This is a genomic window from Streptomyces niveus (assembly GCF_001723055.1).
Lineage (GTDB): Bacteria > Actinomycetota > Actinomycetes > Streptomycetales > Streptomycetaceae > Streptomyces > Streptomyces niveus.
The window spans coordinates 1-26,389 of record NZ_MDCR01000314.1 but is presented as its reverse complement, the minus strand read 5'-3'; the positions used below and the strand labels follow the sequence as shown (position 1 = coordinate 26,389).

Below are 26,389 nucleotides of genomic sequence, written 5' to 3'. Positions count from 1 at the left end.
CCGCCGGGGTCCGCGGCGGTCCCCGACCCCGTCGAAGCCCTGGTAGTGCAGCTCGTACAGCACGTAGAGCGCCAGTTGCAGATCGTCACCGAAGGGGTCGGCGACCGCCGCGGACCCCGGCGGCGGGAGCGGGCCGGCCGTCCCCGTACCCAGCGCCGCGCAGACGGCGGCCGACAGGGCGCCACGTGCCTCCGGCAGCGGCGGGCTCAGCGCGCGTGACTCACGGTATGTCGTCACGGCCCGGCCCCTCCGTGTCCTCGGCGGGTGGTACGGGACGGTCCCCGCGCCGGACCCGGCGGCGGTGGCTCGTGTCGCACCACGGATAGGAACGGCTGCGGCGGCAGGTGCACAGGGCGACGACGAAGCGGTCCGAGACGTGCGTGTTCCCCGCCTCGTCGACCACCTCCACCGGCCCCTCGACGAGGACCGGCCCCTCGTGGCCGACCGTGACACGGCGTGGCCGCGGCCGGGGCTGCCGTCGTGGGTCCTCGGACGGGTTCGGCACGGATGACATCGGCAGGGACGACAACGGATGACCACCAACTCTTCACAGGGGCGACCTCGGGTGACCTCACCCCTCCAAGCTCCTCCCACCCTCGCGAACCCACCACCCGAGGAGCCGGGCGCACGGGATCCCGGGCCTTCATGAAGAAATCCTCATCCCGGCTTCATCCTGGCGACCGGCCCGCTGGCCAGGATGAACCGCATGGCCTTCTCACCCCGACTGGCGGCCCTGGCGGCCGTCGTCGCCATCCCGCTCGGCATCGCCGCGACCAGCTACGCTATGACCGACAGTCCCGACGCGCCCAAGGTGCCTCCCGGCGTGCAGCTCTCCGACTCGCCGACCGGTTCGCCCAGCGGCACGGCGGACGACCGGCGGAGCACCGGACCCGGGTCCTCGCCCACCGGTTCGCCCACGGGTTCATCCACCGCCTCGCCGGGCGGGACCGCGGACGACGACGTCGTACCGGGGCCGTCGGCCGGCAACGGTGACGACGACGATGACGACGACTTCGGTGATGACGGTTGACGTTCCGAGGGTTTCCGCGCGGGTGCGGATCCTGCTCTGGCTGCTGGTGGTGATGGCGGTGGCCCTCGGGGCCGTGGCCGTCACGGTGCGCTCGATCCTCCACCGGGACGTGGAACACCGCATCAGCCAGTTGCTGTCGCAGGAGACGGGCGAGTTCGCCAACTTCGTGGTCCAGGGCGTCGACCCGGCCACCGGCCGGAGCTTCGGCGACTCGCGCACGCTGCTCCAGACCTTCCTGCAACGTCAGTACGCCGACCGGGACGAGGAGTTGCTGGGCCTGCCCCGCTCCTCCGCGAACCGGTCCGAGATCGTCCGGCAGCGCCGCGACATCCCCGACCACGTCGCCCTGTGGCGGGACAGCGAGGCGCTGGGCCGGATCCTCGCGGCCAAGGACTCCTCCGGCACACTGCACCGCGCCGCGGGAGAGCTGCGCTGGGCCAAGGTCACCATCCGGCCGCTCGGTGACGAACCTCCCGGCGCCCTGGTCGTCGCCTTCCACGCGGACCGCGAGCGGGCCGTCGCCGACAAGACGTTCTGGACACTGCTGGCCCTGTCCGGCATGGCGCTCGTCCTGGCGAGCGGTATCGGCTGGGCCGTCGCCGGCCACATCCTGGCGCCCGTCCGCCTCGTACGGAAGACCGCCGCCGAGCTGACCGAGCGGGATCTCACCCGGCGTATCCCCGTCGAGGGCCGGGACGACATCGCGGCGCTCGCCGAGACGTTCAACGGCATGCTCGACCGGCTGGAGCAGGCGTTCGCCGCGCAGCGGGTGTTCGTCGACGACGCGGGGCACGAGCTGCGCACACCCATCACCATCGTGCGCGGGCACCTGGAACTGATGGGCGACGACCCGGCCGACCGTGAGGAGACCATCCGTCTCGTCACGGACGAACTCGACCGGATGAGCCGCATCGTCGAGGACCTGCTGCTCCTCGCGCGGGCCGAACGGCCCGACTTCGTCCAGCCGGAACCGGTCCAGCTCGCCGAGCTGACCGCCGACGTCTTCGTCAAGGCCCGCACGCTCGGCGAGCGGGAGTGGCTCCTCGACACCGTCGCCGACCGCGAGGCGGCGCTGGACCCGCAGCGCATCACCCAGGCGATGGTCCAGCTCGCCCAGAACGCCGTCCAGCACACGGTGCCCGGCCAGCGCATACGGATCGGCTCGCAGACGTACGGCGAGCGGATCGAGCTGTACGTCGCCGACAACGGACCCGGCATCCCGCCGCAGGACGCCGAGGTGATCTTCGAGCGGTTCCGGCGCGGCACGGCCCGCCGGGGCGCCCGCACCAGCGGCGCCGGACTCGGACTGGCCATCGTCAAGGCGATCGCGGAAGGCCACCACGGCCGAGTGGAGCTGCGCCGTACCGACGGCGGCGGCGCCACCTTCGTACTCATTCTGGAGACGGGATCATGAACCGAATTCTGATCGCCGAGGACGAGGAACGGATCGCCTCCTTCGTGGAGAAGGGGCTCCGGGCCAACGGCTTCACCACCGTCGTCGCCGACGACGGCGACTCGGCGCTGCACCACGCCGTGTCCGGCGGCTTCGACCTGGTGCTCCTGGACATCGGTCTGCCGGGGCGGGACGGCTTCACCGTCCTGCGGGAGATGCGCGAGGCGCGCGTCACGCTGCCCGTCATCGTGCTGACGGCCAGGGACTCCGTACGCGACACCGTGGCCGGACTCGAAGGCGGCGCCGACGACTGGATGACCAAGCCGTTCCGCTTCGAGGAACTGCTGGCCAGAGTGCGCCTGCGGCTGCGTACGGCGGCGCGGGCACCGGAGGTCACCATGCTGCGCAGCGGCAGCCTCAGCCTCGACCTGCGAACGCGCCGGGCCCGCGCCGACGAGCGCACCGTGGATCTGACGGCCCGCGAGTTCGTGCTGCTGGAGATGTTCCTGCGCCACCCCGGCCAGGTGCTGTCACGCGAGCAGATCCTGTCCCATGTGTGGGGCTACGACTTCGACCCCGGCTCCAACATCGTGGACGTCTATGTGCGGGCGCTGCGGCGGAAGCTGGGCGCCGAGCGGCTGGAGACGATACGGGGCATGGGCTACCGCATGCCGTGAACGCGGCCTGGGCGGGCCGCCCGCCGGGCCGGGCGCCGGCACTCCCTACATGAAGCGGCTTTCACTCAAGGCTCATTCGGACCTCACGGCCGGCCCACAGGCTGATCGTCGTGCCCCTCTCACTCCGGCAGACCGTCTGCCTCAGCGCCGTCCTCGGCCTCTGCGTCCTGCTCGCCCTGCCCGGCGGTCACACCGGGCTCGGCGGTGACGCGCGGTTCACGCTCGTCGTCTTCATCCTCGCCACCTACACCTGGATCGCCACCTCGGTGGACGACACGTACGTCGCGCTCGGCGCCGGACTCGCGCTCACCGCGACAGGGGTGATCAGCAGCGAGACGCTCTTCGCGACCCTCGGTGACGAGACCGTGTGGCTGCTGATATGCGCGTTCGTCCTGGCCGCCGCCGTCAGCAAGACCGGACTCGCGGGCCGTGCCGCCGCCTGGCTGGTCGGCGGGGCGCGCACCGTACGGCAGTTGACGCATCTGACCACGGCCGGGCTCGTCGTCACGGCCTTCGCCGTACCGGCGACCTCCGGCCGCGCCGCGCTCGCCCTGCCCGTCTTCCTGGCACTCGCGAAGGCGCTCGCCGACCGGAAGCGGCTGGTGGTGATGCTGGCGCTGCTGTTCCCGACGGTGATCCTGCTCTCCGCCGTCGCCACCCTGATCGGCGCCGGCGCCCATCTGATCACCGTCGGCGTCCTGTGGGAGCAGACGGGCGAGCAGCTGAGCTTTGTCACCTGGCTGATCCTCGGACTGCCGCTCGCCGTGGTCTCCTCCCATCTGGCCGCCGAACTCGTGCTGTTGACGACGACTCGCCGGGCCGACCGGACCGGCCCCGTGCGGATCACCACCGCGCAGATCCAGGAACACTCCGACGCCCCGGTGTCCGGGCCGCTCACCCCGCCGGAGGCGCGGTGCCTGCTGCTGCTGGGCACCGTCGTCCTGCTGTGGTGCAGCGAACCCCTGCACGGGGTGTCGCCCGCGGTGGTCGCCCTCATCGGCGCCGTCGTCGCCGCGTCACCCGCCCTGGGCACGGTGGGCCTCAAGGACGGGCTGCGGACGGTGCCCTGGCCACTGCTCCTGTTCATGGCCGCCACCATGGCGATGGGCATCGCGCTCTCCGAATCGGGCGCGGCCGACTGGCTGGTGGGCTGGGTGCCCGGCGGCGCGTCGACGCCGCCGTGGCTGTTCCTCGCCGGAGTGGTCGTGATCAGTACGGCGGCCCATCTGGCGCTCCAGTCCCGCTCCGCCCGCTCCTCCGTCCTGGTCCCGCTCGTGGTCGCCGCCGCGATGTCCGCCGGAGTCAACCCGGTCGCCGCCGCGTTCGCGTCGACCGCCGCCGCCGGTTTCTGCCACACCCTCCCGGCCTCCGCCAAGCCGGTCGCGCTCTTCGCCGACCTGCCCGGCACCCCCACGTACACCCCGCGCGATCTCCTGCGGCTCTCCGCCCTCCTCGCGCCCCTCACCGCGGCCCTCGTGCTGCTCTTCGCCCTCGCCGTCTGGCCGCTGCTCGGCGTGCCCGCCCACCTGGAGACCCAGCCATGAGCTACCGAATCGTCATCGCCCCCAGCGGGTTCAAGGAGTCCCTTTCGGCGGCTCAGGTGGCCGAGTCCATCGCCGAGGGCGTCCGGCGGGTGATCCCGGACGCCGACATCGATCTGATCCCGCTGGTGGACGGGGGAGAGGGCACGGCCGAGGCGCTGGCCCTCGCGGGCGGCGGCCGGCTGGTGCCGTGCACCGCGACGGGCCCGGTCGGGCTTCCCGTACGCACGCACGTCGCCCTGCTCGGCGAGGACGGCCCCGGCCCGGTCACCGCCGTCGTGGAGATGGCCGCGGTCGCCGGGCTCTCCCTCGTACCGTCCGACCGGCGCGATCCGGGCGCCACCACCACGTACGGCGTCGGTGAGCTGATCCGGGCCGCCCTGGACCTCGGAGCGCGGCGGGTGCTCGTCGGCTGCGGCGACTCCGGCACGTCGGACGGCGGCGCCGGAGCGCTCCAGGCGCTGGGCGCGCGCCTGACGGACCACGAAGGACGGGAGCTGCCGCCGGGCGGCGCGGCGCTGACCGAACTGGCCCGTGTCGACACCTCGGGGCTCGACCGGCGCCTCGCCGCCACCGAACTGCTCGTGGCCTGCAACCCCTTCAACGTCCTGTGCGGAGCGCACGGCGTGGCGCGCGTGTTCGGGCCGCAGAAGGGCGCGAGCCCGGCGGAGGTGGAGGTGCTGTCGGCGGCCCTGGAGCGCTGGGCGGCGGTCCTGACGCGCGACCTGCCGCCCGCGATCGACCTGCGGTCGGCCCCGGGCACGGGAGCCTCCGGTGGCCTGGGAGCCGGACTGGCCGCGCTGGGCGCCCGGCTCCTGCCCCGCTTCGAGGTCCTGCTCGACCGGCTCGACCTGGACGCCAGGCTGGCCCGCGCCGATCTGGTCATCACGGCCGAGGGCGCGCTCGACCACCAGACCGTACGCGGCAAGATCCCCGCCGAGGTCGCGAGCCGCGCCCACGCCGCGGGAGTACCGGTGTTCGTCCTCGCGGGCACCATCGGGCCCGGCGCCCACCTGGTGCGGGCGATCGGCGTCGACGCGTACAGCGCGATCCTGCCCGCGCCGATGTCGCTGCCCGAGGCGATCGAGGGCAGCAGCGAGATCCTCGCCGACGCCACGGAACGCGCCCTGCGGATCCTGGAGTTGGGCACCCGGCTCGCGGTACGGGCGGCGTGAGGCCGGGACCTGGAGGTGACGGGGGCCGACTTGGCCCGCCGTCCGCCTGTTCGCGCTGTCCTACCTGTTGGTCTTGATCTCCTTCATGGTGAGGTGGGATTCGAGGCGGAGTACGGCGGGCAGGCCGCTGAGCTTCTCGGTGATGAAGGCTTCGTAGGCGGCGTGGTCGGCGACCGTGACGCGGATGAAGTAGTCGGGGCGCCCGTACATGCGGCGGAACTCGACGACCTCCTCGAAGGAGGCCACCGTGTCCTCGAACTCCTGGAAGCTCTTGCGGTCCTGGGCGTAGATCTCGACGTCGACGAGAACCTCCAGACCACGCCCCAGGGCGTGGGGATCGAGGACGGCACGGTACCCGGCGATGACCCCGGCCTCTTCCAGCCGCTTGACCCGGCGCAGGCAGGGCGGCGGGGTCAGGCCGACTCGCTTCGCCAGCTCGACGTTGGTCAGCCGTCCGTCCTGGCGTAGCTGAAACAAAATGTCGCGATCCACGGAATCGAGAGTAGTTTCATTGCTCATACCTTGATCATAAGGTCGGAAGCAGCAACCATATGAGGTGCGATCCGCCCTAAAATTTCACGCATGTACATAACCCTGCGTACGGCCCTGAAGGACTCGGCGGGCGTGGGGCTGGGATTCCTCCCGCTCGGTCTCGCCTACGGCGCGCTCGTGACGCAGTCGGGCCTGGACTGGTGGTGGGCGGGGCTGTCCGCGGCGGTCGTCTTCGGCGGGTCGTTCGAATTCCTGCTCGTCGGCATGGTCGCCGCCTCCGTCCCGCTCACCGCGATCGCGGTCTCCGCGCTCCTGGTGAACGTCCGGCACGTCTTCTACGCGCTGTCCTTCCCCCTGCACCGCGTACGCGGCCGTCTCGGCAAGGCGTACAGCACCTACGCGATGTGCGACGAGGCGTACGCCCTGGCCACCGGCGAGCAGGCCCGAACCTGGTCCGGCCGCCGCATCCTGTGGCTCCAGCTACTCCTGCACCTGTACTGGGCGGGCAGCTCGACCGCCGGCGCACTGCTCGGCTCCCTCATCCCCGACAGCGTCACCGGCCTGGACTTCGCCCTGACCGCCCTGTTCACCGTCCTCGCCCTCGACGCCGTCCGTGACCTGCGAGGCGACGTGCCCACCCCCGTACTGGCCGCGCTCAGCGCCCTGGCCGCACATCTCCTCTTCCCCGGCCAACTGCTCCTGGCCGCCTTCACCCTGCTCACCGCCGCCCTCCTGGCCCGCCACGTCACCACGTCCCGGAAGCCCCGCCATGTCTGACACCGGCTACACCATCACCGCGGTCCTCGCCGCCGCGGCGGTCACCTGGGCCCTGCGCGCCCTGCCGTTCACCGCCCTCACGCCGCTGCGCGAAAGCGGCACAGTCCAGTACCTCAGCACCCGCATGCCCGCCGGCGTCATGGTGATCCTGGTCGCCTACTGCCTCCACGATCTGCCGCTGACCGAGACGCGGGCCATGGCCCCGCTCGCGGCCCTCGCCGTGACCGCCGGCCTGCACCTGTGGCGCCGCAACGCCCTGCTGAGCATCCTGGGCGGCACCGCCACCCACACGATCCTCGCCAGCACGGTCCTGGCGCTCTGACGATGCCGGCTCCAGCGGGCTCAGGAGGGCTGGACGTCGTCGAAGAGGGCGAGGGCCTCGGCTGGGTCCGGGCTCACGAGGCGGTCCAGGCCGGTCGTCGTGATCTGCGCCCACGTGCCGGCCCGTGCCCACATCTGTTCCTCGAAGGCGCGGACGGCCTCGTCCAGCTCCTCGGGGCCGTGCGCGGCGGCGACGGACTCCGCGAGTTCGGCGCCTTCCAGCATCGCGAGGTTCGCGCCCGCTCCCAACGGGGGCATCAGGTGGGCGGCGTCGCCCAGCAGCGTGACCCCGGGGACATGGGACCAGGTGTGCGAGACGGGAAGGGCGTGGAGGGGGCGGTGGACGAAAGCCGTGCCGTGGCGGAGGAGTTCGAGTACGGGAGCGGCCCAGCCGTCGAACAGCGCGAGCAGGCTTGAGCGCACCGCCTCGGCATCGTCCGGGTCCGGGCCCGCCGCCCACTCCAGCGGTACGCGGAACTGGGCGTACACCTTCACATGGCCACCGCTGTTGCGCTGGGCGACGAGCGCGCGGTTCACCCCGTACACGGCCACGGAACCGTCACCGACCAGCCGGGCGAGGTCGGGGTGGCGGGTGTCGACGTCGTCCAGGGAGGTCTCGACCAGGGTCACGCCGGTGTACAGCGGGGTCACGGGCGACAGCGCCGGGCGGACCCGGGACCAGGCACCGTCCGCGCCGATCACGAGGTCGTACGTCTCCTGCCGCCCGTCCGCGAAATCGACCAGCACACCGTCCGGACCCTTCGGCGCGACCCCCGTCACGGCCCGCCCCCACCGGACCTCCAGCGGCCCGAGCAACAGGTCACGGAGCTGCCCGCGGTCGATCTCGGGATTGGCCCGCTCACCCGGCCGGGGCCCCCAGTCACGAAGGACGGCCCCGTCCGTGTCCAGGATGCGCATGGCCTGCCCCTCGGGCCGTGACAGCGCCAGGAACTCGGCCAGCAGCCCCGCCTTCTCCAACGCCAGCTGCCCCAGCCCCTCGTGCAGATCCAGCGTGCCGCCCGCGGGACGGGCGTCGCGGGCCGGATCGCGTTCGAGGACGGTGACGGAGTGCCCATGGCGGTGCAGGACACGGGCGAAGGAAAGGCCGGCGGGGCCGCCGCCGATCACGGCGATACGGGGTCTCATGCCGACACAACGTACGGTCCCCAACCCGCCCGGGCGCGCCCCGTCACCAAACAGGGACGACGGCGTGACGACGCGGGGACGGACGATCCACGCCGTACCGGCTGCGGCCGGTCGGGAGCCTCCGCTCGGGCCGCATCATATGACGGGTGATCACCGGGTCCGCCGCCTCGCGATCGCACGCACCAACGCGCGACATCAGCCGCTCCGCGGCGGGCGTGAGCCCCGCCCTACGGGCGGACGACGCTACTTCGCGGACACGCCCTGGGCCGTGTCGCCGGGGTCCGTGGACGGCCCTGGGCGGGTCCGGCCGGGCAGGCCGCCGGAGACCGGCGTGGGGCCGGGATCGGGGTCCCCGTCCTGGTGGCGCAGTACCCAGTCGTCGAGGTCGCGCGCCGCTTCGAGTGGTGCGGCGGTCAGGTAGGAACGCCACCAACTCGCCTCGGTGGACGCGGTGTTCGCCCCGGCCGGGGGCGGCCGGTTCTCCCGTACGCGCTCGAACGTGGCCGCCGCCTCGAAGAACCGGTGTGCCGCGGCCAGGACCTGGGCCGCGTCGGCCAGTGTGGAGCCCGCGTGGGCGGGGTCGACCGGGACCGACGCGCGGGCGAGTTCGGCCAGTTCGTACGCCGCGAACGCCACCTCCAGCCTCGCCCGCGCCGTGTCGCCTTCGGCCATGTCAGCCTGCCTTCGTGCCGCGGAGGAAATACAGGACGGTCATCGTGACGGCGATCGTCAGGATCGTGCCGCGCAGCAGCCGGGCCGGGAGGCGGCGCGCGAGGTGGGCGCCCGCGATGCCGCCCGCCACCCCGCCGGCCAGCATCGTCGCGACCACGAGCGGTGTGCGCAGCGCGTCCGAGGCGACGAGGAACAGCGCGGTCGCGCTGAGATTGACTGCCGAGACCTGGGCGATCCGCATCGGGTTGCTCGCCGCCGTGTCGAGACCGAGGCCGATGCTCCATACCGCCAGCAGCATGATGCCTATGGCACCACCGAAGTATCCGCCGTACACCGCGAGGAGGAACTGGGCGACCAGGACGGCCCGCGAACTCATGCGGGCCTCGGCCGGGCGACCCGTCGCCGTGCTCAGCGCGCGGGAGACGCGACGGCCGAAGGCGAGGACCAGCGTCGCGAAGGCGAGCAGCCACGGCACCGCGGCGCCGAACGACGCGCTCGGCAGGACCAGCAGCAGGACCGCGCCGAGCGCGCCGCCGGTCACGCTGATCGCCGTGAGCGCCGAGACGGATGTCTCGCCGACCGGGGCGAGTTCACGGCGGCAGACCCAGGCGCTGGCCACGGCCCCGGGCGCGAGGGCGACCGTCGACGCCGCGTTCGCCGCCACGGGGGGCAGTCCGGCCGCGACCAGCGCGGGCAGCGCCACGAACGTGCCCCCGCCCCCGATGGCGTTCATCGTTCCGGCGACGGCACCGGCCAGCAGGACGAGCGCTATGTCGGGCACCCGCCGAGCATCGCCCCGCGTCCGGTGGGTGCACAATGCGTCATTTCTGTACCCAGCCTAAGGCTGTGCCTTAGGCTGGCACGGATGCGCTACGACTTGGACGACCTACGGCTCTTCCTCGACATCCTCGCGGAGGGGTCGATCACGGGAGGTGCCCGCCGGGTGCACCTGAGTCTGCCGTCGGCCAGCGCACGGGTGCGCGCGCTGGAGCACAACGCCGGTGTCGCCCTGCTGATCCGCGGGCGCCGCGGCGTACGCCCCACCCCGGCGGGTACGACACTGGCCCGCCACGCGCGCGACGTCCTCGCCCAGACGGCGCGGCTGGAGAGCGCCGTCGCGAGCTACACGCGCTCCCCGGCCGCCCCACTGACCCTGCTGGGCGGCGGCTCCGCCATGCAGGGCTTCGTGCCGGGCGCCCTGGTCTCGTTCCTCCGCGCGCACCCCGACGTCGACGTCCGGGTCTCCGAGAGCCGGACCCCGCAGACCGTCCGCACGCTCACCGAGGGCGAGGCCGACCTGGGGATCGTCATCGACGACGAGGAGGCCCACGACAGCGGCCTCGACATGGAACCTCTCGGCGACGACTCCCTCGTCGTGATCGGCCAGGCCGGCGGCATCCTCGCCGGGCGGACCGGCCGGACCGGGCTCACCTACAGCGAGGTCGCCGAGCATCCGCTCGTCGGACTCGACGCCGACTCCTCGCTGCGCGGGTGGATCGAGAAGAACGTCGGCCCGCACGCCCCGGTGGTGCGCTACCGCACCACCGTCGCCAGCCTGAACATCCTCGTCGCGCTCGCCGCCGCCGGGGTCGGACTCGCCGTCGTACCGCGCCGCACCGTCGACCCGCGTCTGCCGCTCGACGTGTGCGAGTTGGAGGACACCTGGGCGCGCCGCCTCCATCTCCTGGCCTGGGGCGCGAAGACCCCCTGGACCGCGCGGACGGCCACCGCCGCGCTCGCCGAACACCTGCGTCGCGCGGCGTTCGCGGAGCCCGCCCCGCACGGCGGACTCGGGGAACCCGTCAACCGGCCGCCGCTTTCGGACAGTTGACCCCGCTCTCAGAAGCCGCTGGGCAGTCGCAGACCCTCACCGTCGTCGGGCTGATCGTGTTCGTCCCGGGCCGTCTCCAGCAGGCGGCGCCAGGACGTGACCGTTGGTCTCCGTCGCAGCAGCGCGCGGCGTTCGCGTTCGGTCATACCGCCCCAGACGCCGAACTCCTCCCGGTTGTCCAAGGCGTGGGCCAGGCACTCGGTGCGTACCTGACAGCCCAGACACACGGACTTCGCCTTGTTCTGCTCCTGGCCCTGTACGAACAGGGTGTCCGGGTCGACGGCCCGGCAGGCACCGCGTGCGCCCCATTCCGACTGTGCGTTCATCGCACCCCCTTCCCCTGGAAGGTCAGACGCTACAAAACGCTTCTCCGTTGCGACAGATGGCAGTTCGCCGATCACTCCTTCGGGTGACCGCCGAATCTCAACCCCCGGAGGGTGACCCTTCGTTCACATGTGCCCGTAGTTGCGGGGGCGTGTCCGAATCTATAGTTGCAGGCCGTTCGCCACGCCAGAAGGAGGCCCGCGCATGGCCAGTGCGTTTCAGGAGCGCAAGCTCAAGGGGATGTTCGCCGCGTTCGACGCGGACAGCGACGGGTATCTGCGCGAGGAGGACTTCAGGGCCCTGGTCGCTCGCTGGAGCCGGCTGCCCGGGGTGGAGCCGGGGACGGAGCTGCGGACGCGGGTGGAGACGCTGCTGATGGGCTGGTGGGCGGCGCTGCTGGAGACCGGGGACGCCAACGGGGACGGCGCGGTCGATCTGGGTGAACTGCTCGCGCTCGTCGACAAGTTGCCCGCCATGGTCGCGGATGTCTCCGCGACCGCCGACACGGTCTTCGACGCCGTCGACACCAACGGCGACGGCGTCATATCCCCGGAGGAGCACCGCAGGCTCGTCGAGACCTGGAACGGCCGGTCCGTCGACATGACGGGCGTCTTCGAGCTGCTCGATCTGAACGGTGACGGTCATCTCAGCCGTACGGAGTTCGCGGAGCTGTGGCGTCAGTTCTGGATCAGCGACGACCCGGCGGAGCCGGGGAATCTGCTCTGCGGACGGCTGCCCGCCTGAACCGCCTGGCCACGGGAGCGCCTGACCGGCCAGGAGTGAACAGCGCGTCGCGGCCCCCGCCCGGGGGACCGCGACGCGTCCGCGTCAGGCGCGGCCGGTCGTCAGGTAGCCGCCCATCGAGGTGAAGTACTCCGTCGCGGGCAGCTCCCGGCCGTCCTCGGTGCGTACCCGGGTGATGGCCAGGCCCCGGTTGCGGCCGGTGCGCGCGTCGGCGCCGGCGACGACGACCACGCCGTCGCCCTCGCGGTAGAAGATACGGCCGGGCGTACCGCCGTAACGCCCCTCGGACACCACCGCGGCCAGCACTTCGAGCCGCCGGCCCTTGTGGAAGGTGAAGGCGCTGGGGTATGGCTCCGACTGGGCGCGCACCAGGCGTTCGAGGTCTTCCGCCGGCCAGGCCCAGTCGATGCGGATGTCCTCGGCGGACCGCTTGTGGAAGAAGGTCGCCCGGGACCGGTCCTGCTTGGTGAACTCCGTCTGTCCGGCGGCGATGAGGCCGAGCGCGCCGATGGTGACGGGGGCGATGAGGTCCACGGTCTTGTGGAAGAGATCCGTGGCGGTGTCCGTCGGTCCGACCGGGACCGACTCCTGCCGGACGATGTCGCCGGCGTCGAGTTCGTCGTCCATCAGGTGCGCGGTGACGCCCACTTCGGACTCGCCGTTGATCAGGGCCCAGATCAGCGGGGAGAAACCGGCGTACTTCGGCAGCAGCGAGTCGTGCACGTTGAGGGTGCCGTGGCGCGGCAGGCCGAAGATGCGCGGAGGTATCCACGTACGCCAGTTGTTGGCCACGATGATGTCCGGATCCGACGCCTTGAGGCGCTCGAACAGCTCCTCGTCGTCCGGGCGGTTGCGGATCAGCACCGGGACGCCGTGCTCCTCGGCGAGATCGGCGACGGAGTCGCTCCAGATCTTCTCGTACGCGTGCTCGCTCTTGGGGTGGGTCACGACCAGCACCACGTCGTGCTCGGAGTCCAGGAGGGCTTGCAGGGTGCGATGGCCCCAGGTCTGGTAACCGAACATGACGACCCGCATGGGGTTCCTCCTCAGAGCAGGGATGGACCGACGGAGAGTTAAGCAAGGCTTACCTTAGTTTGCAACTCGCCTCCGTGATACCCCAGTCGACGGGTGCCCGGCGCTCGGGGGTCCTGTCGACAGTCGCGGGGGATTAGCTTAGGCTCACCTAAGTTCAGGCGGGCTGCTTCGTCGGCGTGCCCGCCTCCCGTACCTTGCCCCCCGCACCCGACAGGCGGCTTCCCCGTATGAATGGGAGTGACATGTCACAGGTTCTTCCTGGCGACGCAGCACCGGTCTACGACCTCATAGGCATCGGCTTCGGGCCGTCCAATGTGGCCATGTCGATCGCGGTCACCGAGCACAACGCGCGCGTCGGCAGGCAGGAGTCCGTCACCGCCCACTTCTTCGAGCAGCAGCCGCGCTTCGGCTGGCACCGGGGCATGCTGATCGACGACGCGACCATGCAGGTGTCCTTCCTCAAGGACCTCGTGACACTCCGGAACCCGACCAGTGAGTTCAGCTTCCTCTGCTACCTGAAGAGCAAGGGCCGGTTGATCGACTTCATCAACCACAAGAACCTCTTCCCGCTGCGGGTCGAGTTCCACGACTACTTCGAGTGGGCCGCGGCCAAGGTCGACGACATGGTCTCGTACGGCCACGAGGTCGTCGCCGTCACCCCCGTCCTCCACGAGGACGGGACCGTCGAGTATCTGGACGTGACCGTACGGTCCGGGGAAGGGCTCGTGGTCCACCGCGCCCGCAACCTCGTCATCGGCACCGGGCTGCGTCCCCAGATGCCCGAGGGCGTGGAGCGCGGCGACCGCGTCTGGCACAACTCCGAACTCCTCAAGAAGGTCGACGGGTTGGCGGGCACCTCGCCCTCCCGGTTCGTCGTCGTGGGCGCCGGCCAGAGCGCCGCCGAGAACGTCGCCTATCTGCACCGCCGCTTCCCCGAGGCCGAGGTCTGCGCGGTCTTCTCACGCTACGGCTACAGCCCCGCCGACGACAGCGGTTTCGCCAACCGGATCTTCGACCCCGAGGCGGTCGACCAGTACTTCGCCGCACCCGACGAGGTCAAGAACCGGCTGATGGACTATCACGGGAACACCAACTACTCCGTGGTGGACATCGACCTGATCGACGACCTGTACCGGCAGAGCTACCAGGAGAAGGTCCTCGGCACCGAGCGGCTGCGCTTCATCAACGTGTCCCGGCTGGTCGACGTCAAGGAGACGCCGGACAAGGCCCGTGCCACGGTGAAGTCGCTCGTCACCGGCGAGGAGACCTTCCTGGACGCGGACGTCGTGGTCTTCGCCACCGGCTACGACCAGGCCGACCCCGTCGGCCTCCTCGGCGACGTCGCCGAACGCTGCCTCCGCGACGACGGCGGACGTGTCCGCGTCGAACGCGACTACCGCATCGTGACCGACGACGACCTGCGCTGCGGCATCTATCTCCAGGGCGGTACGGAGCACACCCACGGCATCACCTCGTCCCTGCTGTCGAACACCGCGATCCGGGTCGGCGAGATCCTGGACTCGCTGCTCGACCGGGGCGCCAAGGCCGCCTCCGGCGAGGCCCGGCAGACGTCCGTCTGACCTCCGTGTGACGCCCGCGCGACGCCGGCCACCGAGGCCCGATCAGGGCGCGTACGACGCCCGACCGGCCATGCTTCCCGCGTAGATCAAAGGGATAACGTACGTCGACATGAGCACGACTGCAGTGGAACGCCCTCTGCCCAGGGGCACGACAGACACCCGCCGGCGGCGGGTGATGGGCGTGGGCGCGCTGGTGGTGATCCTGGTGATCGCGGGGGCGGTGTCGCTGGCCGTCGGCGCGCGCGCGTTGAGCCCCACGGACGTGTGGCACGGGCTGTTCGGGCCGCCGGACCCTGATCAACGGCTCACCGAGATCAGGCTCATCGTGCGGACCGTGCGCATACCCCGGACGGTGCTCGCCGTCGTGGCGGGCGTCGCCCTCGGGGTCGGCGGGGCGCTGATCCAGGGCTACACGCGCAACCCGATAGCGGACACAGGTCTGTTGGGGGTGAACGCCGGCGCCTCGTTCGCGGTGGTGACGGTCATCGCCGTATTCGGGTTCACCAACCCGTTCCAGTACGTCTGGTTCGCCTTCGTCGGCGCGGGTGCCGCCGGAGTCGTCGTGTTCGGCCTCGCGAGTATCGGCCGGGGCGCGGGCAATCCCCTGACGCTCGCGCTCGCCGGGCAGGGCGTCACGGTGTTCCTCGGGGCGATGACGACGGCCGTCTCGCTGTCGGACCAGAAGTCGCTGAACGCGCTGCGGTTCTGGAACTCCGGCTCCGTGGCCGGTGTCGGCTTCGACGTCATCTGGCCGGTGACCGCGTTCATCGCGGTCGGCCTGGTCCTGGCGCTCGTCACGCTGCCCGCCCTCAACCTGCTCAACCTCGGTGACGACGTGGCGCGGGGCCTCGGCGTGAACATCGCGCTGAGCCGGACCATCGGCATCGTCGCCATCACCCTGCTGGCGGGCGCCGCGACGGCGGCCTGCGGCCCCATCGCCTTTCTCGGGCTCATGGTGGCCCACATCGCCCGGTATCTGACCGGGCCGGACTACCGCTGGCTGGTGCCGTACGCGGGTCTGCTCGGCGCCGTCGTCCTGCTGGTCTCCGACATCCTGGGGCGACTGGTGGTGCGGCCCGGCGAGTTGGACTCGGGCGTCGTCGTCGCCCTCATCGGAGCCCCGTTCTTCGCGGGCCTGGTGTGGCGAGGAAAGTTCAAGAGCGCATGAACGAGACAGATGTGAAGCGCGACAAGCCCCCGGTGACGGTGTCGCCCGGCGTACGGCTCGGCCGGGTGTCCTTCGTCTGGCGGCCCTGGCTCGTCCTGGTCACGGTGCTGCTGACGGCCGCCACCTTCCTGGTGTTCTGCGTGTCCATCGGGGTCGGCGACTTCCCCATCGGGCTGCCCCAGGTTGTCACCACGCTTCTCGGCCAGGGTGAACAGGTCGACGAGTTCGTCATCATGGATCTGCGGCTGCCGCGCGCCCTCGCCGGTCTCGTCGTCGGTATCGCCCTCGGGGTGTCCGGCGCGATCACGCAGTCCGTCGCGCGCAATCCGCTGGCCAGTCCGGAGATTCTGGGAATCACCTGGGGCGCCGGCGCGGTCGCGGTGTTCCTGGTGACGGTGTCCGGCGGGACCACCACGGCGGTGGTCAACTCCGTGGGCCTGTCGGCGGCGGCGCTCGCGGGCGGCCTCCTCACCGGGCTGCTGGTCTACTTCCTGGCGTGGCGGCGCGGGATCGACGGCATGCGTCTCATCCTGATCGGCATCTCGGTGAGCGCGGTGATGCAGGCGATCACCACCTGGCTGCTGGTCCAGGCAGACATCCGGGACGTGGCGCGGGCCCAGGTGTGGTTGGTCGGCTCGCTGGACAACCGGTCGTGGGACGACGTCCGGGTGGCGCTCTGGTGCACGCTCGTCCTGTTGGTCGTCGTGGCGGGCGCCGCCTTCCAGTTCAAGCCGATGCACCTCGGCGACGAGGTCGCCGCGGGCCTGGGGGTGCGCTACACGGTCGTACGGGCGGTCCTGCTGCTGTGCGCCGTCCTGCTGGCTGCGGTGGCGGTGAGCGTGGCGGGCCCGGTGGCGTTCGTCGCGTTGGTGGCGCCGCAGGTGGCGATGCGTCTGACGAGGTGCCCGACACCGCCGTTGCTCGCCTCGGGCCTGGTGGGCGCGCTGCTGCTGATCGGCGCGGACCTGGTGGCGCGCGCGGGGCTGCCGATCACGCTCCCCGTCGGTGTGGTCACCGCCGCGATCGGCGGACCCTTCCTCGTCTATCTGCTGGTGCGGGGGAACCTCCGGCAGACAGATAGATGATAAAAAGGTTAGGCAAACCTAATAAGGGGGGCTTGTGGCCGCTCAGTCCATCACCGAGATCGAGTCCGGGACCGATGACGACACCGTGTCGGACATCGCGTCCACGTCCGGCTCCACCGCCGGGTCCCTGACCGGATCCGGCGACCGGGGCGCCGCACGGTTGGCGGCCAGAGGTGTCACGGTCGGATACGCGGGCCGGACCGTCATCGACGGTCTCGACGTGTCGATCCCGCCAGGGGTGATCACCACGATCATCGGCCCCAACGGCTGTGGGAAGTCGACCCTGTTGCGTACCCTGACGCGGCTCCTCAAGCCGGCCAAGGGCACGGTCGTGCTCGACGGTGAGGACATCGCCAGGCTCAGGACCAGGGACGTGGCGAAGAAGCTCGGCCTGCTGCCGCAGGCGCCGGTCGCGCCCGAGGGCCTGACGGTGGCCGACCTGGTCGCCAGGGGGCGCCATCCGCACCAGAGCTGGCTGCGGCAGTGGTCGTCGGACGACGCCGACGTCGTGGCGCGCGCACTGGCCATGACCGGGGTCGCCGATCTGGCGGAGCGGCCGGTCGACTCGCTGTCCGGCGGGCAGCGCCAGCGCGTCTGGATATCGATGACGCTGGCTCAGGGCACCGACCTGCTGCTGCTGGACGAGCCGACCACCTATCTGGACCTGGCCCACGCCATCGACGTACTCGACCTGGTGGACGACCTGCACGAGTCGGGGTGCACCGTGGTCATGGTGCTCCACGACCTCAATCTGGCCACGCGCTACAGCGACAACCTGATCGTGATGCGCGAGGGCTCGATCCTGGCGCAGGGGCATCCGCGCGACGTGATCACCGCCGAGCTGCTGCACGAGGCGTTCGGGCTGCGCGCCCAGGTGATCGACGCACCCGTGGGCGACAGCCCGATCATCGTGCCGCTCGGCCGTACGCACGTATAGGCCTGTCCGCACCGGTCCCGATCCCGATCCCGATCCCGATCTCGGTCCTGGTCCTGGTCCCGATCCCCGGACCCGGCCCAAGCCAAGGGCGGGTAAAGGGATTTCGCGAGTTAGGCTAGGCTAACCTCACTAACGCAGGTTAAGGTTTGGCTGCCCTAAGACAAGGGTGCAGCGGACAGCGCGAATGCAAGGGACTGACGGATGCTTCTCCATAGAACGACGCTCGTGAAGCCATGGCAGCGGCTGGCGGCGACAGTGTCCGCCGCGGCGCTCGGCGTCGGCCTCCTCGCGGGATGTGGCTCCGACTCGACGGACGACGAGTCGAAGGGCGACGCCCCCGCTGCCTCCTCCGGGGCGTTCCCGGTCACCGTGGAGCACGCGTTCGGATCCACGAAGGTGACGAAGGCCCCCAAGCGGGTCGTCACCGTCGGCTACACCGACGACCAGGCCGTCCTGGCGCTGGGCGTCAAGCCGGTCGGCATGGTCGACCAGTACCCGAACCCGGCGGGCAAGACCCCCGACATCAACACCCAGTGGCCCTGGGTGAAGGACAAGTGGGGCGACGCCCGCCCCGACGTCATCATGAAGAACGGCGACTCGGGCCCCAACTACGAGAAGATCGCCGCCCTGCGCCCGGACCTGATCATCGCGGTCTACTCCGAGGTCGACCAGGCCGCCTACGACAAGCTCTCCAAGATCGCCCCGACGGTCGGCCGCACCAAGGCCGAGAAGGAGCCCTTCAGCGCTCCCTGGCAGGACAACGCGGTCCAGATCGCCAAGGCGCTCGGCCAGGAGGACGAGGGCACCAAGCAGGTGGCGGGCATTCAGGAGAAGCTCGACGCGGCCAAGAAGGCGAACCCCGAGTTCGCCGACCAGACCGCGGTCGTCATCTCCTGGTACAAGGACTCCATCGCCCCGTTCACCTCCACCGACGTGCGCGGCCAGCTGGTGACCGGCGCCGGGTTCAGGTACCAGACCAAGATCGACGAGATCGCGGACGGCGGCTTCTCCACCGAACTGTCCCCCGAGCGCGTCGACTTGATCGACGTCGACCGCATCTTCGTCGTCAACGACAAGGCGGACACCGAGGCGTTGAAGAAGTTCGAGCTGTTCGCCAACCTGCCGGCGGTCAAGAACGGGAAGGTCTCCTACCTGCTGGACAGCGAGGGCCCCGCCGTCGGCGCGGCCATGTCCCAGGGCACCCTGCCGTCCCTGCCGTACGCGATCGACGAGCTCGTCAAGTCGGCCAAGTAGCCAAGTAGATCGGCCAGAAGCAGAGATGACGATGGTGATCAGCCCGCCCCGTCCCCACTCCCGTCGTCGTCCACGGCCCGCGGGGGCCGCCGGGTGAGTGCCACCGACACCCGCGCCGCCGGGGCCCCCGTCGCCCCGGCGGCCACCCTGCGCACGGCGACCGGGGGCGAGGCCACCCGATGGGTCCTGGCGCACTGCCGCGAGAAACCGTGGCTCACTCTCGCCACCGTGCTCACCACGGTGGCCGGAGCGGCGCTCCAGGTACTCCCGGTGCTGCTGCTGGGGCAGGTGGTCGACGGGGTGGTCAACGGCGAGTCGCGCTCGGTCCTGGTCACCGTCGGAGTGCTGATGGGGGCCGCCGCGCTGCTCGGCGCGGCGGCCACCGCCGCGTCGACGTATCTGATCGGGCGTCTGGGCGCCGAACTGCTCGCACAACTGCGGGAACGCGCCGTCCGGGCGGTGCTGGGAATGCCCAGCGCAAGGATCGAACAGGTCGGCCGGGGCGATGTGCTGTCCCGGGTCGGTGACGATGTGGCCGTGCTGTCCAAGGGCATCCGCACCGCCATCCCCACCGTCTTCTCGGCGGGCGTGCTGGTCTTCATCGCCACCGTCGGCATGTTCGGCCTCGACTGGCGGCTCGGTCTGGCGGGCGCCGGCGCGCTGCCCGCGTACGCGCTGGCGCTGCGCTGGTACCTGCCGCGCTCGGCCCCGCTCTACCGAAAGCAGCGGATCGCCCAGGCCGACCGGGCACAGGCGCTGATCAGCGGACTGAACGGGATCGACACCGTACGGGCGTACCGCCTGGAGGAGTCCGTACGTGAGACGGTCACCCGTGAGTCCTGGCGCGTACGGAATCTCGGTATCGAGGTCTTCCGGTTCTTCGGCCGGTTCGTCGGCAGGGAGAACCGCGCCGAGTTCATCGGTCTCGTCCTCATCCTCCTGGTGGGTTACGCCCTGCTGGAGGCCGACGCCGCCACCCTGGGCGAGGTGTCGGCGGCCCCGTTGATGTTCCACCGGCTCTTCACCCCGCTGGGCGCCATCATGTTCACCTTCGACGAGGCGCAGAAGTCGGGCGCGAGCCTGACCCGGCTGGTCGGGGTGCTGGGGGAGGACGCCGAGGACCGGCTGGTCGGCGACCGCTCCGTCACGGCCGCCGAGTCCGCGCCGTACCCCGTGACGGTCCAGGGGCTGACGTTCAGCTATCCCGACACCGACGAACCCGTCCTCAGGGACGTCGACCTGACCATTCCGGCGGGCGGTTCGCTCGCCCTCGTGGGCGCGACGGGCGCCGGCAAGTCGACGCTGGCCGCGCTGATCGCCGGCATCGGCACCCCGCAGACCGGTTCGGTACGTATCGGATCGCACGACCTCGCCGGTCTCGACGAGGCGGGCGCGCGGGCCCTGGTGAGCATCCTGACGCAGGAGACCCATGTGTTCTCCGGTCCGCTCGCCGACGATCTGCGCCTCGCCGCGCCGGAGGCCACCGATGCCGAACTGACCGACGCCCTGCGCACCGTTGGTGCCCACGCGTGGGTCGAAGCGCTGCCCGACGGGCTCGACACCATGGTCGGCGAGGGCGGCGAGCGCCTGGATGTGACCAAGGTCGCCCAGGTCGCCCTGGCCCGGCTGGTGTTGGCCCGGTCGCCGGTGGTGGTGCTCGACGAGTCGACCGCCGAGGCTGGCAGCGAGGGCGCCGCGGAGCTGGAGCGCGCCGTGCTGGCCGCGTGCGCGGGCCGGACGACGCTGTTCGTGGCGCACCGGCTGACGCAGGCGATGGCGGCGGACCGGATCGCCGTACTGGACGCCGGGCGTGTGGTGGAGCGGGGGACCCATGACGAGTTGGTGGCTCTGGGTGGCCGGTACGCGCGTCTGTGGCAGGCGTGGCGAGAAGGTAGTTAGGCAAACCTAAGTTAATTTAGGTTAGGCTAACTTTCATGCCTGGAAGGGATGCTGAGTCTTCGATGATGGAACCGAGCGCTCGTCTCGTACTGCTTTCTCCCGCTCGCGTGGCCGACGTACGCCGGCGGGCCGGTGACTACTCCGACCGGACCGTCGCCGAAGCCTGCGCCGTCGGCCTGTCGTACTGGGCGACCGGCGGCAGCCCGGAGGGCATCGGCCTCGCCCCCGGCACCCTGTTCGCCGATGTCCTCGGGTGGGTCGACAACGGCGGTGCCGGGCCCGGCGGTTGGGAGGTCGAGGCGGACGCGCGGGACGGCTGGCGCATCGCCGTACCCGAAGGCGTCACACCGGCCGACGCGCAACTCGCGCTGGACGACCTGGCCGACTTCCCCGACCGGCCCATCGGCACCATCGGCCCCTCCGACGCGGCGTCGCGGCTCGAAACCCTGGCCCGGTGGAACGACACCACGGCCGACCGGATCCGCCCGACCGTCGTGGAGATGTTCCGCGAGCAGGCACGGCAGAGGCCCGACGCCATCGCCGTCGTCGACGAGCACCACTCGCTGACCTACCGTCAGGTCGCCGAACTGTCCAGCCAGTTGGCACATCGGCTGCTGGAGCGCGGACTCGGCTCCGAACAGGTCGTCGGCATCTCGCTCGGCCGCTCCGCCGACATGGTCGTCGGGCTGCTCGCCGTACTCCAGGCGGGCTGCGCCTTCGTACCGCTCGACCCGCAGTGGCCGGCCGCGCGCCGCGCCGTCGTCATCGAGGACGCCCGCGTCGTCCTCCAGCTCAACACCTCCGGCGAACCCGGCCCGGGTGAGCCCGACGCCGAGGCCGTCGACCTCCTCGCGTGGAAGTTCGCCTCCTACCCCACCGGGGGCACCGGGACGGTCATCCCCGGCACGGCCCTGGCGTACGCCATCTTCACCTCCGGCTCCACCGGGCGGCCCAAGGGCGCCATGATCCGGCACGAGGCCATCAGCGAACGCCTGCTGTGGCAGGTCGAGGAGATCCTGGGCTTCGGTCACGACGACGCGTCGCTGTTCAAGGCGCCGTTGTCCTTCGACATCTCCATCAACGAGATCTTCCTGCCGCTCGTGTCCGGCGGCCGGCTGGTGGTCCTGCGGCCCGGCGGCGAACGCGATCCGCACCATCTGCTCGGCGTGATCGCCGAGCAGCGCGTCACCTTCACCTACCTCGTGTCGTCCATGCTGGACGTCCTGCTGGAGATGGCGGGCGACTCGGGCCGCCTCGACAGCCTGCGGCACGTGTGGTGCGGCGGCGAGGTACTGACCCCCGAGCTGTACGAGCGCTACCGCACCAAGCTCGACATCCCGCTGTACCACGGCTACGGCCCCGCCGAGACGACGATCGGCGTCTCGCACGTCATCTACCGGGGCGCTGCCGAACGCCTGTCCACCTCGATCGGCAAGGCCAACCCCAACACCCAGCTGTACGTCCTGGACGAGGAGTTGCGCCCGGTCCCGGTCGGCGTCGGCGGCGAACTGTACGCCGGCGGGTTCCTGCTGGGGCGCGGCTACGTCAACGCGCCCGGCCTGACCGCGTCCCGGTTCGTGGCGAACCCGTTCGCCGACGACGGCTCCCGGCTGTACCGGACCGGTGACCTCGCCCGGTTCGCCCCGGACGGGTCGCTGGACTTCCTCGGCCGCGCCGACAACCAGATCAAGATCCGCGGCATGCGGCTGGAGATCGAGGACGTCGAGGCCGGACTCGCGGAGCACCCCGGCGTACGCCACACCTGTGTCGTCGCCAGGAAGAACGCGGCCGGCGGCACCTACCTCGTGGGATACGTGATCCCCGCCGCCGGGCACGAGGACCTGCGGCCCGACGAGGTCAAGGCGTGGGCCACCGAGCACATGGTCGAATACATGGTGCCCGCCCACACCGTCGTCATGACGGAATTCCCGCTCACCGCGAACGGCAAGCTCGACCGGGCCGCGCTGCCCGAACCCGCGATCGGGACGGGCCCGGTCCACCCGCCCACCACCGAGAACGAGCGCGTCGTGTGCGCGGTCGTCGCGTCCGTACTGCGGCTCGACGAGGTCGGTGTCAACCAGGACTTCCTCCAGCTCGGCGGAGACAGCATCCTCGCGATCTCGCTGCTCAGCGCGCTGCGGGACGCGGGCCTCTACGTCACGACCCGGCAGATCTTCACCAACAGCGTCGTGGGCGCGCTGGCGGCGGTGGCGAGCCGCGAGGACGTCGCCACCGTCGACCACCGGGACGTGCCGACCGGCTCCGTCGTCGGCTCGCCCGTCGTGCAGTGGCTCGGCGAGACCACGGACGCCATCGACGGCTTCGTCCAGTCGGTCGTACTGAACACCCCGGCCGACCTCACCGCCGACGCCCTCGACACGATCCTCGCCGCGGTGACCGGCCGGCACGACATGCTGCGCGCCAAGCTCGTACGCGGCGAGCGCTGGAGCTTCGACATCCCGGAGGCATCCCCGGAGACCTTCCCGGAGCAGGAACAGGGCGCCGCGGGATGGCAGGAGAGCGACCGGCCGCTGGAGGAGTGCGTCGCGCTCGCCACCGAGGGGCTCGACCCGGACAACGGCGTGATGCTGCGCGCCGTCTGGCGCCGCGAGACGCGCCAACTCGTCGTGGCCGTCCACCATGTGGTGATCGACGGCGTGTCCTGGCGCATCCTGATGGACGATCTGGCCACCGCCTGGCGGCAGTTCACCTCGGGCGCCCCGGTCGAACTGCCCCCGGTGGGCACGTCGTTCCGCCGCTGGACACAGCTGCTGGAACGCGCCGCGTTCGACGCCGACAGCTCCTACTACCGGCGTCAACCGCCGGGCGAGGACCTGCCGGTGGGCAGGCGCGCCCTGTCCGAGGCCGACACCGTCGCGGGGGAGCGGACGCGGACCGTCACGGCCGGACCGCGGGTGACGGCCGCGCTGCTGGGTGAGATCCCGGCGAAGTTCCACGCGGGCGTCAACGACGTCCTGCTCACCGCGCTCGCCGTCACCCTCGCCCGGTGGCGCCGCGCACGCGGACAGGACCAGAGCCACGCCCACATCGAACTCGAAGGCCACGGCCGCGAGGGACGGTTCGTCACGGGCAGCGCCGGCTTCGAGCCGGAACTGTCGCGCACCGTCGGCTGGTTCACCACCCTGTTCCCGGTGACCGTGGACCCCGGCACGGCGGCCGACCTCACCTCGCCCGGGTATCTGGCCGCCGCGCTCAAGGCGGTCAAGGAAGACCTCGCGCGGGTGCCGGACAACGGGGTCTCCTACGGCGCCCTGCGCCATCTGGCCCACGCCGAGTTCGACGCGCCCGCACCGCAGGTGCTTTTCAACTATCTGGGCCGCTTCGACGCGGGATCCGCCGGGGACTGGCAACTCGCCTCCTCCACCGGACAGTTGGGCGAGAAGCGGGACCCGCGGATGCGCCTGCCGCGCGCCCTGGAGTTCAACGCGATCGCCGAACCCGCCGCCACGACAGGCGAGTACGAGCTGGTCACGACCATCTCCTGGCCCGACGGGATGTTCACCGACGACGACATCACCACCCTCGGCGACTACTTCCGGGCGGCCCTGACCGGCCTGGCCGCACTCGACCAGGGCGGCCACTCGCCCAGCGACTTCCCCCTGGTGCCGCTCACCCAGGCCGACGTCGACGGCCTGGACGGACCTGCGCTGCGCGACATCCTGCCGCTGACCCCGTTGCAGGAGGGCCTGTACTTCCACTCGGTGTTCGACGACGAATCGGCGGGCAGCTACGTCGAGCAGCAACTGCTCACCCTGGACGGCGAGGTGGACGCCGACCGGCTCGCGGCGGCGGCCACCCGGCTGCTCACGCTCTTCCCGAACCTGGCCGCGCGCTTCACCGCCCTCGCCGACGGCCGGGTGGTCTCCGTCCTGGAGAGCGGTGTGCGGGCGCCCTTCAGCACGCTGGAGCGCCCCGGCGCCACCGACGACGAGATCCGCGAACTCGCCGAGCGGGACCGCCGCGCCGGGTTCGACCTGGCCACCGGCCCGCTCATGCGCTACACCCTCGTCCGGACCGGCCCCGCCCGGCACGTCCTGGTGCAGACCGTGCACCACATCATCGCCGACGGCTGGTCCGTACCGCCGATGCTCCGCGCCCTGCTCGCGGAGTACCACGCGCCGGACACCGTGTACGCGCCCGGAGGCTTCCCCGACTATCTGAACTGGCTCGCCGAACGCGACGCCGACGAGAGCGACCGGGTCTGGCGCGGCGAACTCGCCGGGCTGCCCGGCCCGTCGCTCGTCGCCGAAGGGCACACCCCGTCCGACCGGTTCGCCGACACGGCCGTCGCGGACGACAACGACACCGACGCGGCCGTACGGTCTGCCGGCGTCCCCCTGAGCGTGGCCGTGCACAGCGCGTGGGCGCTGACGCTCGGCGGCCTCCTGCACGGCACGGACGTCGTGTTCGGCTCCACCGTGTCAGGACGCGACGCCGAGGTGCCCGGCATCGGCGAGATGGTCGGTCTGTTCATCAACACGATTCCCGTACGCGCCCGTTGGACCGGCACGACCACGGCCGGCGACCTGCTGGCCGCCGTGCGCGAACACCAGAGCGCCGTACTGCCCCACCAGCATGTCTCGCTCGCGAGGATCGGCCGCCAGGCGGGCGTCGGCGCCCTGTTCGACACCCTGGTGGTCTTCGACGTCGCGACCGACCCCGGCGCGCTGCGCGGACCCGGCGACACCCTGGTCATCACCGGCATCACCAACGAGGGCGCCCCGCACTACCCGTTGACGCTGGTCGTCGAGCGCGCGTCCGACGGCCGCCCGCGCTTCAACCTGATCTACGACGGCGAACTGCTGCGCGAGACAAGCGCCCGCACCATCCTCGGCACGTTCACCCGGACCCTCGACGGCCTGCTCACCCGGCCCGGCGCCCTGGTCCAGGAGCTGGCCGGCACCGTGGCCGACGACCTGGCGACCGAGGCCGGGCGGCGTCCCGCGCCGGTCACCCCGGTCACCCTCGGCGGACTCTTCGACGCCGCCGCGCGACGCGACCCGGCGGCCACCGCCGTCACCCAGTGCGCCCTGGACGGCGGGACCCGGTCCCTGACCTACGGCGAACTGGCCGAAGCCAAGGACGAGTTGGCCTCGGCCCTGCGCGCCGCCGGGGTCCGCCCCGGCAAGCGGGTCGCCGTCGCCGTCCCGCGCTCCGTCGAGCAGGTCGTCGCCCTCGTCGCGGTGGTCACCGCCGGAGGCGCCTACGTACCCCTGGACCTCGCGTACCCGGACGAACGCCTGGAGTACATCCTTGCCGACGCCGCCCCGCAGGTCGTCCTCGTGGA

Annotated in this window: 23 protein-coding genes and 1 pseudogene; 16 read left to right on the top strand and 8 right to left on the bottom strand. The window is 71.4% G+C overall.

The genetic code is table 11. From position 1 onward, the window contains the following. A pseudogene (locus BHU15_RS30030) lies at nt 1-237 on the bottom strand (hypothetical protein); the annotation flags it as partial. Beyond that, entirely contained in the window at nt 221-505 is a 285-nt protein-coding gene (locus BHU15_RS30025; RefSeq protein WP_255293249.1) for a CDGSH iron-sulfur domain-containing protein, read from the bottom strand. The gene BHU15_RS30025 and the pseudogene BHU15_RS30030, both read right to left, overlap by 17 nt. A gap of 201 nt (nt 506-706) precedes the next feature. On the opposite strand from BHU15_RS30025, the gene BHU15_RS30020 reads away from it, so the two are divergent. The 5 genes from BHU15_RS30020 (at nt 707) to BHU15_RS30000 (ending at nt 5,816) form a co-directional block, all read left to right on the top strand. Then, nucleotides 707-1,030, top strand: a complete 324-nt coding sequence (locus BHU15_RS30020) for a hypothetical protein (protein ID WP_031228515.1) — start codon at nt 707-709, stop codon at nt 1,028-1,030. Beyond that, nucleotides 1,020-2,444 carry a sensor histidine kinase gene (locus BHU15_RS30015; protein WP_107422958.1) on the top strand — a complete coding sequence of 475 codons (1,425 nt, stop codon included), beginning with the start codon at nt 1,020-1,022 and terminating at the stop codon, nt 2,442-2,444. Before BHU15_RS30020 ends, BHU15_RS30015 begins: the two co-directional genes overlap by 11 nt. Then, complete coding sequence (locus BHU15_RS30010) at nt 2,441-3,100, top strand: response regulator transcription factor (RefSeq protein WP_023536688.1); 660 nt, start codon at nt 2,441-2,443, stop codon at nt 3,098-3,100. The genes BHU15_RS30015 and BHU15_RS30010 overlap by 4 nt, the downstream gene beginning before the upstream one ends. 110 nt (nt 3,101-3,210) lie before the next feature. Then, nucleotides 3,211-4,644 carry an SLC13 family permease gene (locus BHU15_RS30005; protein WP_069630033.1) on the top strand — a complete coding sequence of 478 codons (1,434 nt, stop codon included), beginning with the start codon at nt 3,211-3,213 and terminating at the stop codon, nt 4,642-4,644. Continuing rightward, nucleotides 4,641-5,816 carry a glycerate kinase family protein gene (locus BHU15_RS30000; RefSeq protein ID WP_069630032.1) on the top strand — a complete coding sequence of 392 codons (1,176 nt, stop codon included), beginning with the start codon at nt 4,641-4,643 and terminating at the stop codon, nt 5,814-5,816. Before BHU15_RS30005 ends, BHU15_RS30000 begins: the two co-directional genes overlap by 4 nt. A gap of 60 nt (nt 5,817-5,876) precedes the next feature. On the opposite strand, the gene BHU15_RS29995 is transcribed toward BHU15_RS30000, so the two are convergent. Beyond that, entirely contained in the window at nt 5,877-6,335 is a 459-nt protein-coding gene (locus tag BHU15_RS29995; RefSeq protein WP_069630031.1) for an Lrp/AsnC family transcriptional regulator, read from the bottom strand. Nucleotides 6,336-6,398: 63 nt separating this feature from the next. Between BHU15_RS29995 and BHU15_RS29990 the strand changes: the two genes are divergently transcribed. Both BHU15_RS29990 and BHU15_RS29985 read left to right on the top strand, forming a co-directional pair. Further along, nucleotides 6,399-7,085, top strand: coding sequence for an AzlC family ABC transporter permease (locus BHU15_RS29990; protein ID WP_069630030.1), 687 nt, complete (start codon nt 6,399-6,401; stop codon nt 7,083-7,085). Then, nucleotides 7,078-7,407: a branched-chain amino acid transporter permease gene (locus BHU15_RS29985; protein WP_069630029.1), complete on the top strand. Its 330-nt coding sequence runs from the start codon at nt 7,078-7,080 to the stop codon at nt 7,405-7,407. Before BHU15_RS29990 ends, BHU15_RS29985 begins: the two co-directional genes overlap by 8 nt. 20 nt (nt 7,408-7,427) lie before the next feature. On the opposite strand, the gene BHU15_RS29980 is transcribed toward BHU15_RS29985, so the two are convergent. The 3 genes from BHU15_RS29980 to BHU15_RS29970 form a co-directional block, all read right to left on the bottom strand. After that, nucleotides 7,428-8,552 (bottom strand): FAD-dependent oxidoreductase, encoded by a 1,125-nt coding sequence (locus BHU15_RS29980; RefSeq protein WP_069630028.1) that lies wholly within the window; start codon nt 8,550-8,552, stop codon nt 7,428-7,430. Between the two features lie 243 nt (nt 8,553-8,795). Beyond that, nucleotides 8,796-9,224, bottom strand: coding sequence for a hypothetical protein (locus BHU15_RS29975; protein WP_069630027.1), 429 nt, complete (start codon nt 9,222-9,224; stop codon nt 8,796-8,798). A gap of 1 nt (nt 9,225) precedes the next feature. Then, nucleotides 9,226-10,005 carry a sulfite exporter TauE/SafE family protein gene (locus tag BHU15_RS29970; RefSeq protein ID WP_069630026.1) on the bottom strand — a complete coding sequence of 260 codons (780 nt, stop codon included), beginning with the start codon at nt 10,003-10,005 and terminating at the stop codon, nt 9,226-9,228. Nucleotides 10,006-10,089: 84 nt separating this feature from the next. Between BHU15_RS29970 and BHU15_RS29965 the strand changes: the two genes are divergently transcribed. Then, nucleotides 10,090-11,055 (top strand): LysR family transcriptional regulator, encoded by a 966-nt coding sequence (locus BHU15_RS29965; RefSeq protein WP_069630025.1) that lies wholly within the window; start codon nt 10,090-10,092, stop codon nt 11,053-11,055. Nucleotides 11,056-11,063: 8 nt separating this feature from the next. On the opposite strand, the gene BHU15_RS29960 is transcribed toward BHU15_RS29965, so the two are convergent. After that, complete coding sequence (locus tag BHU15_RS29960) at nt 11,064-11,381, bottom strand: WhiB family transcriptional regulator (protein ID WP_023536680.1); 318 nt, start codon at nt 11,379-11,381, stop codon at nt 11,064-11,066. 202 nt (nt 11,382-11,583) lie between these two features. Here BHU15_RS29960 and BHU15_RS29955 point away from each other — a divergent pair, with 202 nt between their 5' ends. Beyond that, a complete protein-coding gene (locus tag BHU15_RS29955; protein WP_069630024.1) occupies nt 11,584-12,123 on the top strand; it encodes an EF-hand domain-containing protein in 540 nt (179 codons plus the stop codon). Nucleotides 12,124-12,207: 84 nt separating this feature from the next. Here the strand turns inward: BHU15_RS29955 and BHU15_RS29950 are convergent, their stop codons facing one another. Next, nucleotides 12,208-13,158, bottom strand: coding sequence for a methionyl-tRNA formyltransferase (locus BHU15_RS29950; protein ID WP_069630023.1), 951 nt, complete (start codon nt 13,156-13,158; stop codon nt 12,208-12,210). Between the two features lie 242 nt (nt 13,159-13,400). Here BHU15_RS29950 and BHU15_RS29945 point away from each other — a divergent pair, with 242 nt between their 5' ends. The 7 genes from BHU15_RS29945 to BHU15_RS29915 all read left to right on the top strand — a co-directional run. Continuing rightward, nucleotides 13,401-14,738, top strand: coding sequence for a lysine N(6)-hydroxylase/L-ornithine N(5)-oxygenase family protein (locus BHU15_RS29945; RefSeq protein WP_069630022.1), 1,338 nt, complete (start codon nt 13,401-13,403; stop codon nt 14,736-14,738). 109 nt (nt 14,739-14,847) lie between these two features. After that, the gene (locus tag BHU15_RS29940; protein ID WP_069630021.1) at nt 14,848-15,906 is read left to right on the top strand and encodes a FecCD family ABC transporter permease; all 1,059 of its coding nucleotides are present in this window, start codon (nt 14,848-14,850) and stop codon (nt 15,904-15,906) included. Beyond that, nucleotides 15,903-16,991 (top strand): FecCD family ABC transporter permease, encoded by a 1,089-nt coding sequence (locus BHU15_RS29935; RefSeq protein WP_069630020.1) that lies wholly within the window; start codon nt 15,903-15,905, stop codon nt 16,989-16,991. Before BHU15_RS29940 ends, BHU15_RS29935 begins: the two co-directional genes overlap by 4 nt. A gap of 127 nt (nt 16,992-17,118) precedes the next feature. Then, the gene (locus BHU15_RS29930) at nt 17,119-17,928 is read left to right on the top strand and encodes an ABC transporter ATP-binding protein (RefSeq protein WP_069630036.1); all 810 of its coding nucleotides are present in this window, start codon (nt 17,119-17,121) and stop codon (nt 17,926-17,928) included. Between the two features lie 201 nt (nt 17,929-18,129). Continuing rightward, on the top strand, nt 18,130-19,182 hold the full coding sequence (locus BHU15_RS29925) for an iron-siderophore ABC transporter substrate-binding protein (protein ID WP_069630019.1): 1,053 nt from the start codon (nt 18,130-18,132) through the stop codon (nt 19,180-19,182). 93 nt (nt 19,183-19,275) lie between these two features. Further along, entirely contained in the window at nt 19,276-21,081 is a 1,806-nt protein-coding gene (locus BHU15_RS29920; RefSeq protein ID WP_069630018.1) for an ABC transporter ATP-binding protein, read from the top strand. Nucleotides 21,082-21,143: 62 nt separating this feature from the next. Beyond that, the coding region (locus BHU15_RS29915) for a non-ribosomal peptide synthetase (protein ID WP_141726906.1) at nt 21,144-26,389 on the top strand (5,246 nt) is incomplete at its 3' end.

Coding starts and splice junctions, on each gene's coding strand:
- BHU15_RS29975 (WP_069630027.1), bottom strand. CDS start 9,224: ATGGCCGAAGGCGACACGGCGCGGGCGAGGCTGGAGGTGGCGTTCGCG.
- BHU15_RS29945 (WP_069630022.1), top strand. CDS start 13,401: ATGTCACAGGTTCTTCCTGGCGACGCAGCACCGGTCTACGACCTCATA.
- BHU15_RS29960 (WP_023536680.1), bottom strand. CDS start 11,381: ATGAACGCACAGTCGGAATGGGGCGCACGCGGTGCCTGCCGGGCCGTC.
- BHU15_RS30015 (WP_107422958.1), top strand. CDS start 1,020: ATGACGGTTGACGTTCCGAGGGTTTCCGCGCGGGTGCGGATCCTGCTC.
- BHU15_RS29990 (WP_069630030.1), top strand. CDS start 6,399: ATGTACATAACCCTGCGTACGGCCCTGAAGGACTCGGCGGGCGTGGGG.
- BHU15_RS30020 (WP_031228515.1), top strand. CDS start 707: ATGGCCTTCTCACCCCGACTGGCGGCCCTGGCGGCCGTCGTCGCCATC.
- BHU15_RS29965 (WP_069630025.1), top strand. CDS start 10,090: ATGCGCTACGACTTGGACGACCTACGGCTCTTCCTCGACATCCTCGCG.
- BHU15_RS29980 (WP_069630028.1), bottom strand. CDS start 8,552: ATGAGACCCCGTATCGCCGTGATCGGCGGCGGCCCCGCCGGCCTTTCC.
- BHU15_RS29950 (WP_069630023.1), bottom strand. CDS start 13,158: ATGCGGGTCGTCATGTTCGGTTACCAGACCTGGGGCCATCGCACCCTG.
- BHU15_RS29955 (WP_069630024.1), top strand. CDS start 11,584: ATGGCCAGTGCGTTTCAGGAGCGCAAGCTCAAGGGGATGTTCGCCGCG.
- BHU15_RS29940 (WP_069630021.1), top strand. CDS start 14,848: ATGAGCACGACTGCAGTGGAACGCCCTCTGCCCAGGGGCACGACAGAC.
- BHU15_RS30000 (WP_069630032.1), top strand. CDS start 4,641: ATGAGCTACCGAATCGTCATCGCCCCCAGCGGGTTCAAGGAGTCCCTT.
- BHU15_RS30010 (WP_023536688.1), top strand. CDS start 2,441: ATGAACCGAATTCTGATCGCCGAGGACGAGGAACGGATCGCCTCCTTC.
- BHU15_RS29925 (WP_069630019.1), top strand. CDS start 18,130: ATGCTTCTCCATAGAACGACGCTCGTGAAGCCATGGCAGCGGCTGGCG.
- BHU15_RS29995 (WP_069630031.1), bottom strand. CDS start 6,335: ATGAGCAATGAAACTACTCTCGATTCCGTGGATCGCGACATTTTGTTT.
- BHU15_RS29985 (WP_069630029.1), top strand. CDS start 7,078: ATGTCTGACACCGGCTACACCATCACCGCGGTCCTCGCCGCCGCGGCG.
- BHU15_RS29935 (WP_069630020.1), top strand. CDS start 15,903: ATGAACGAGACAGATGTGAAGCGCGACAAGCCCCCGGTGACGGTGTCG.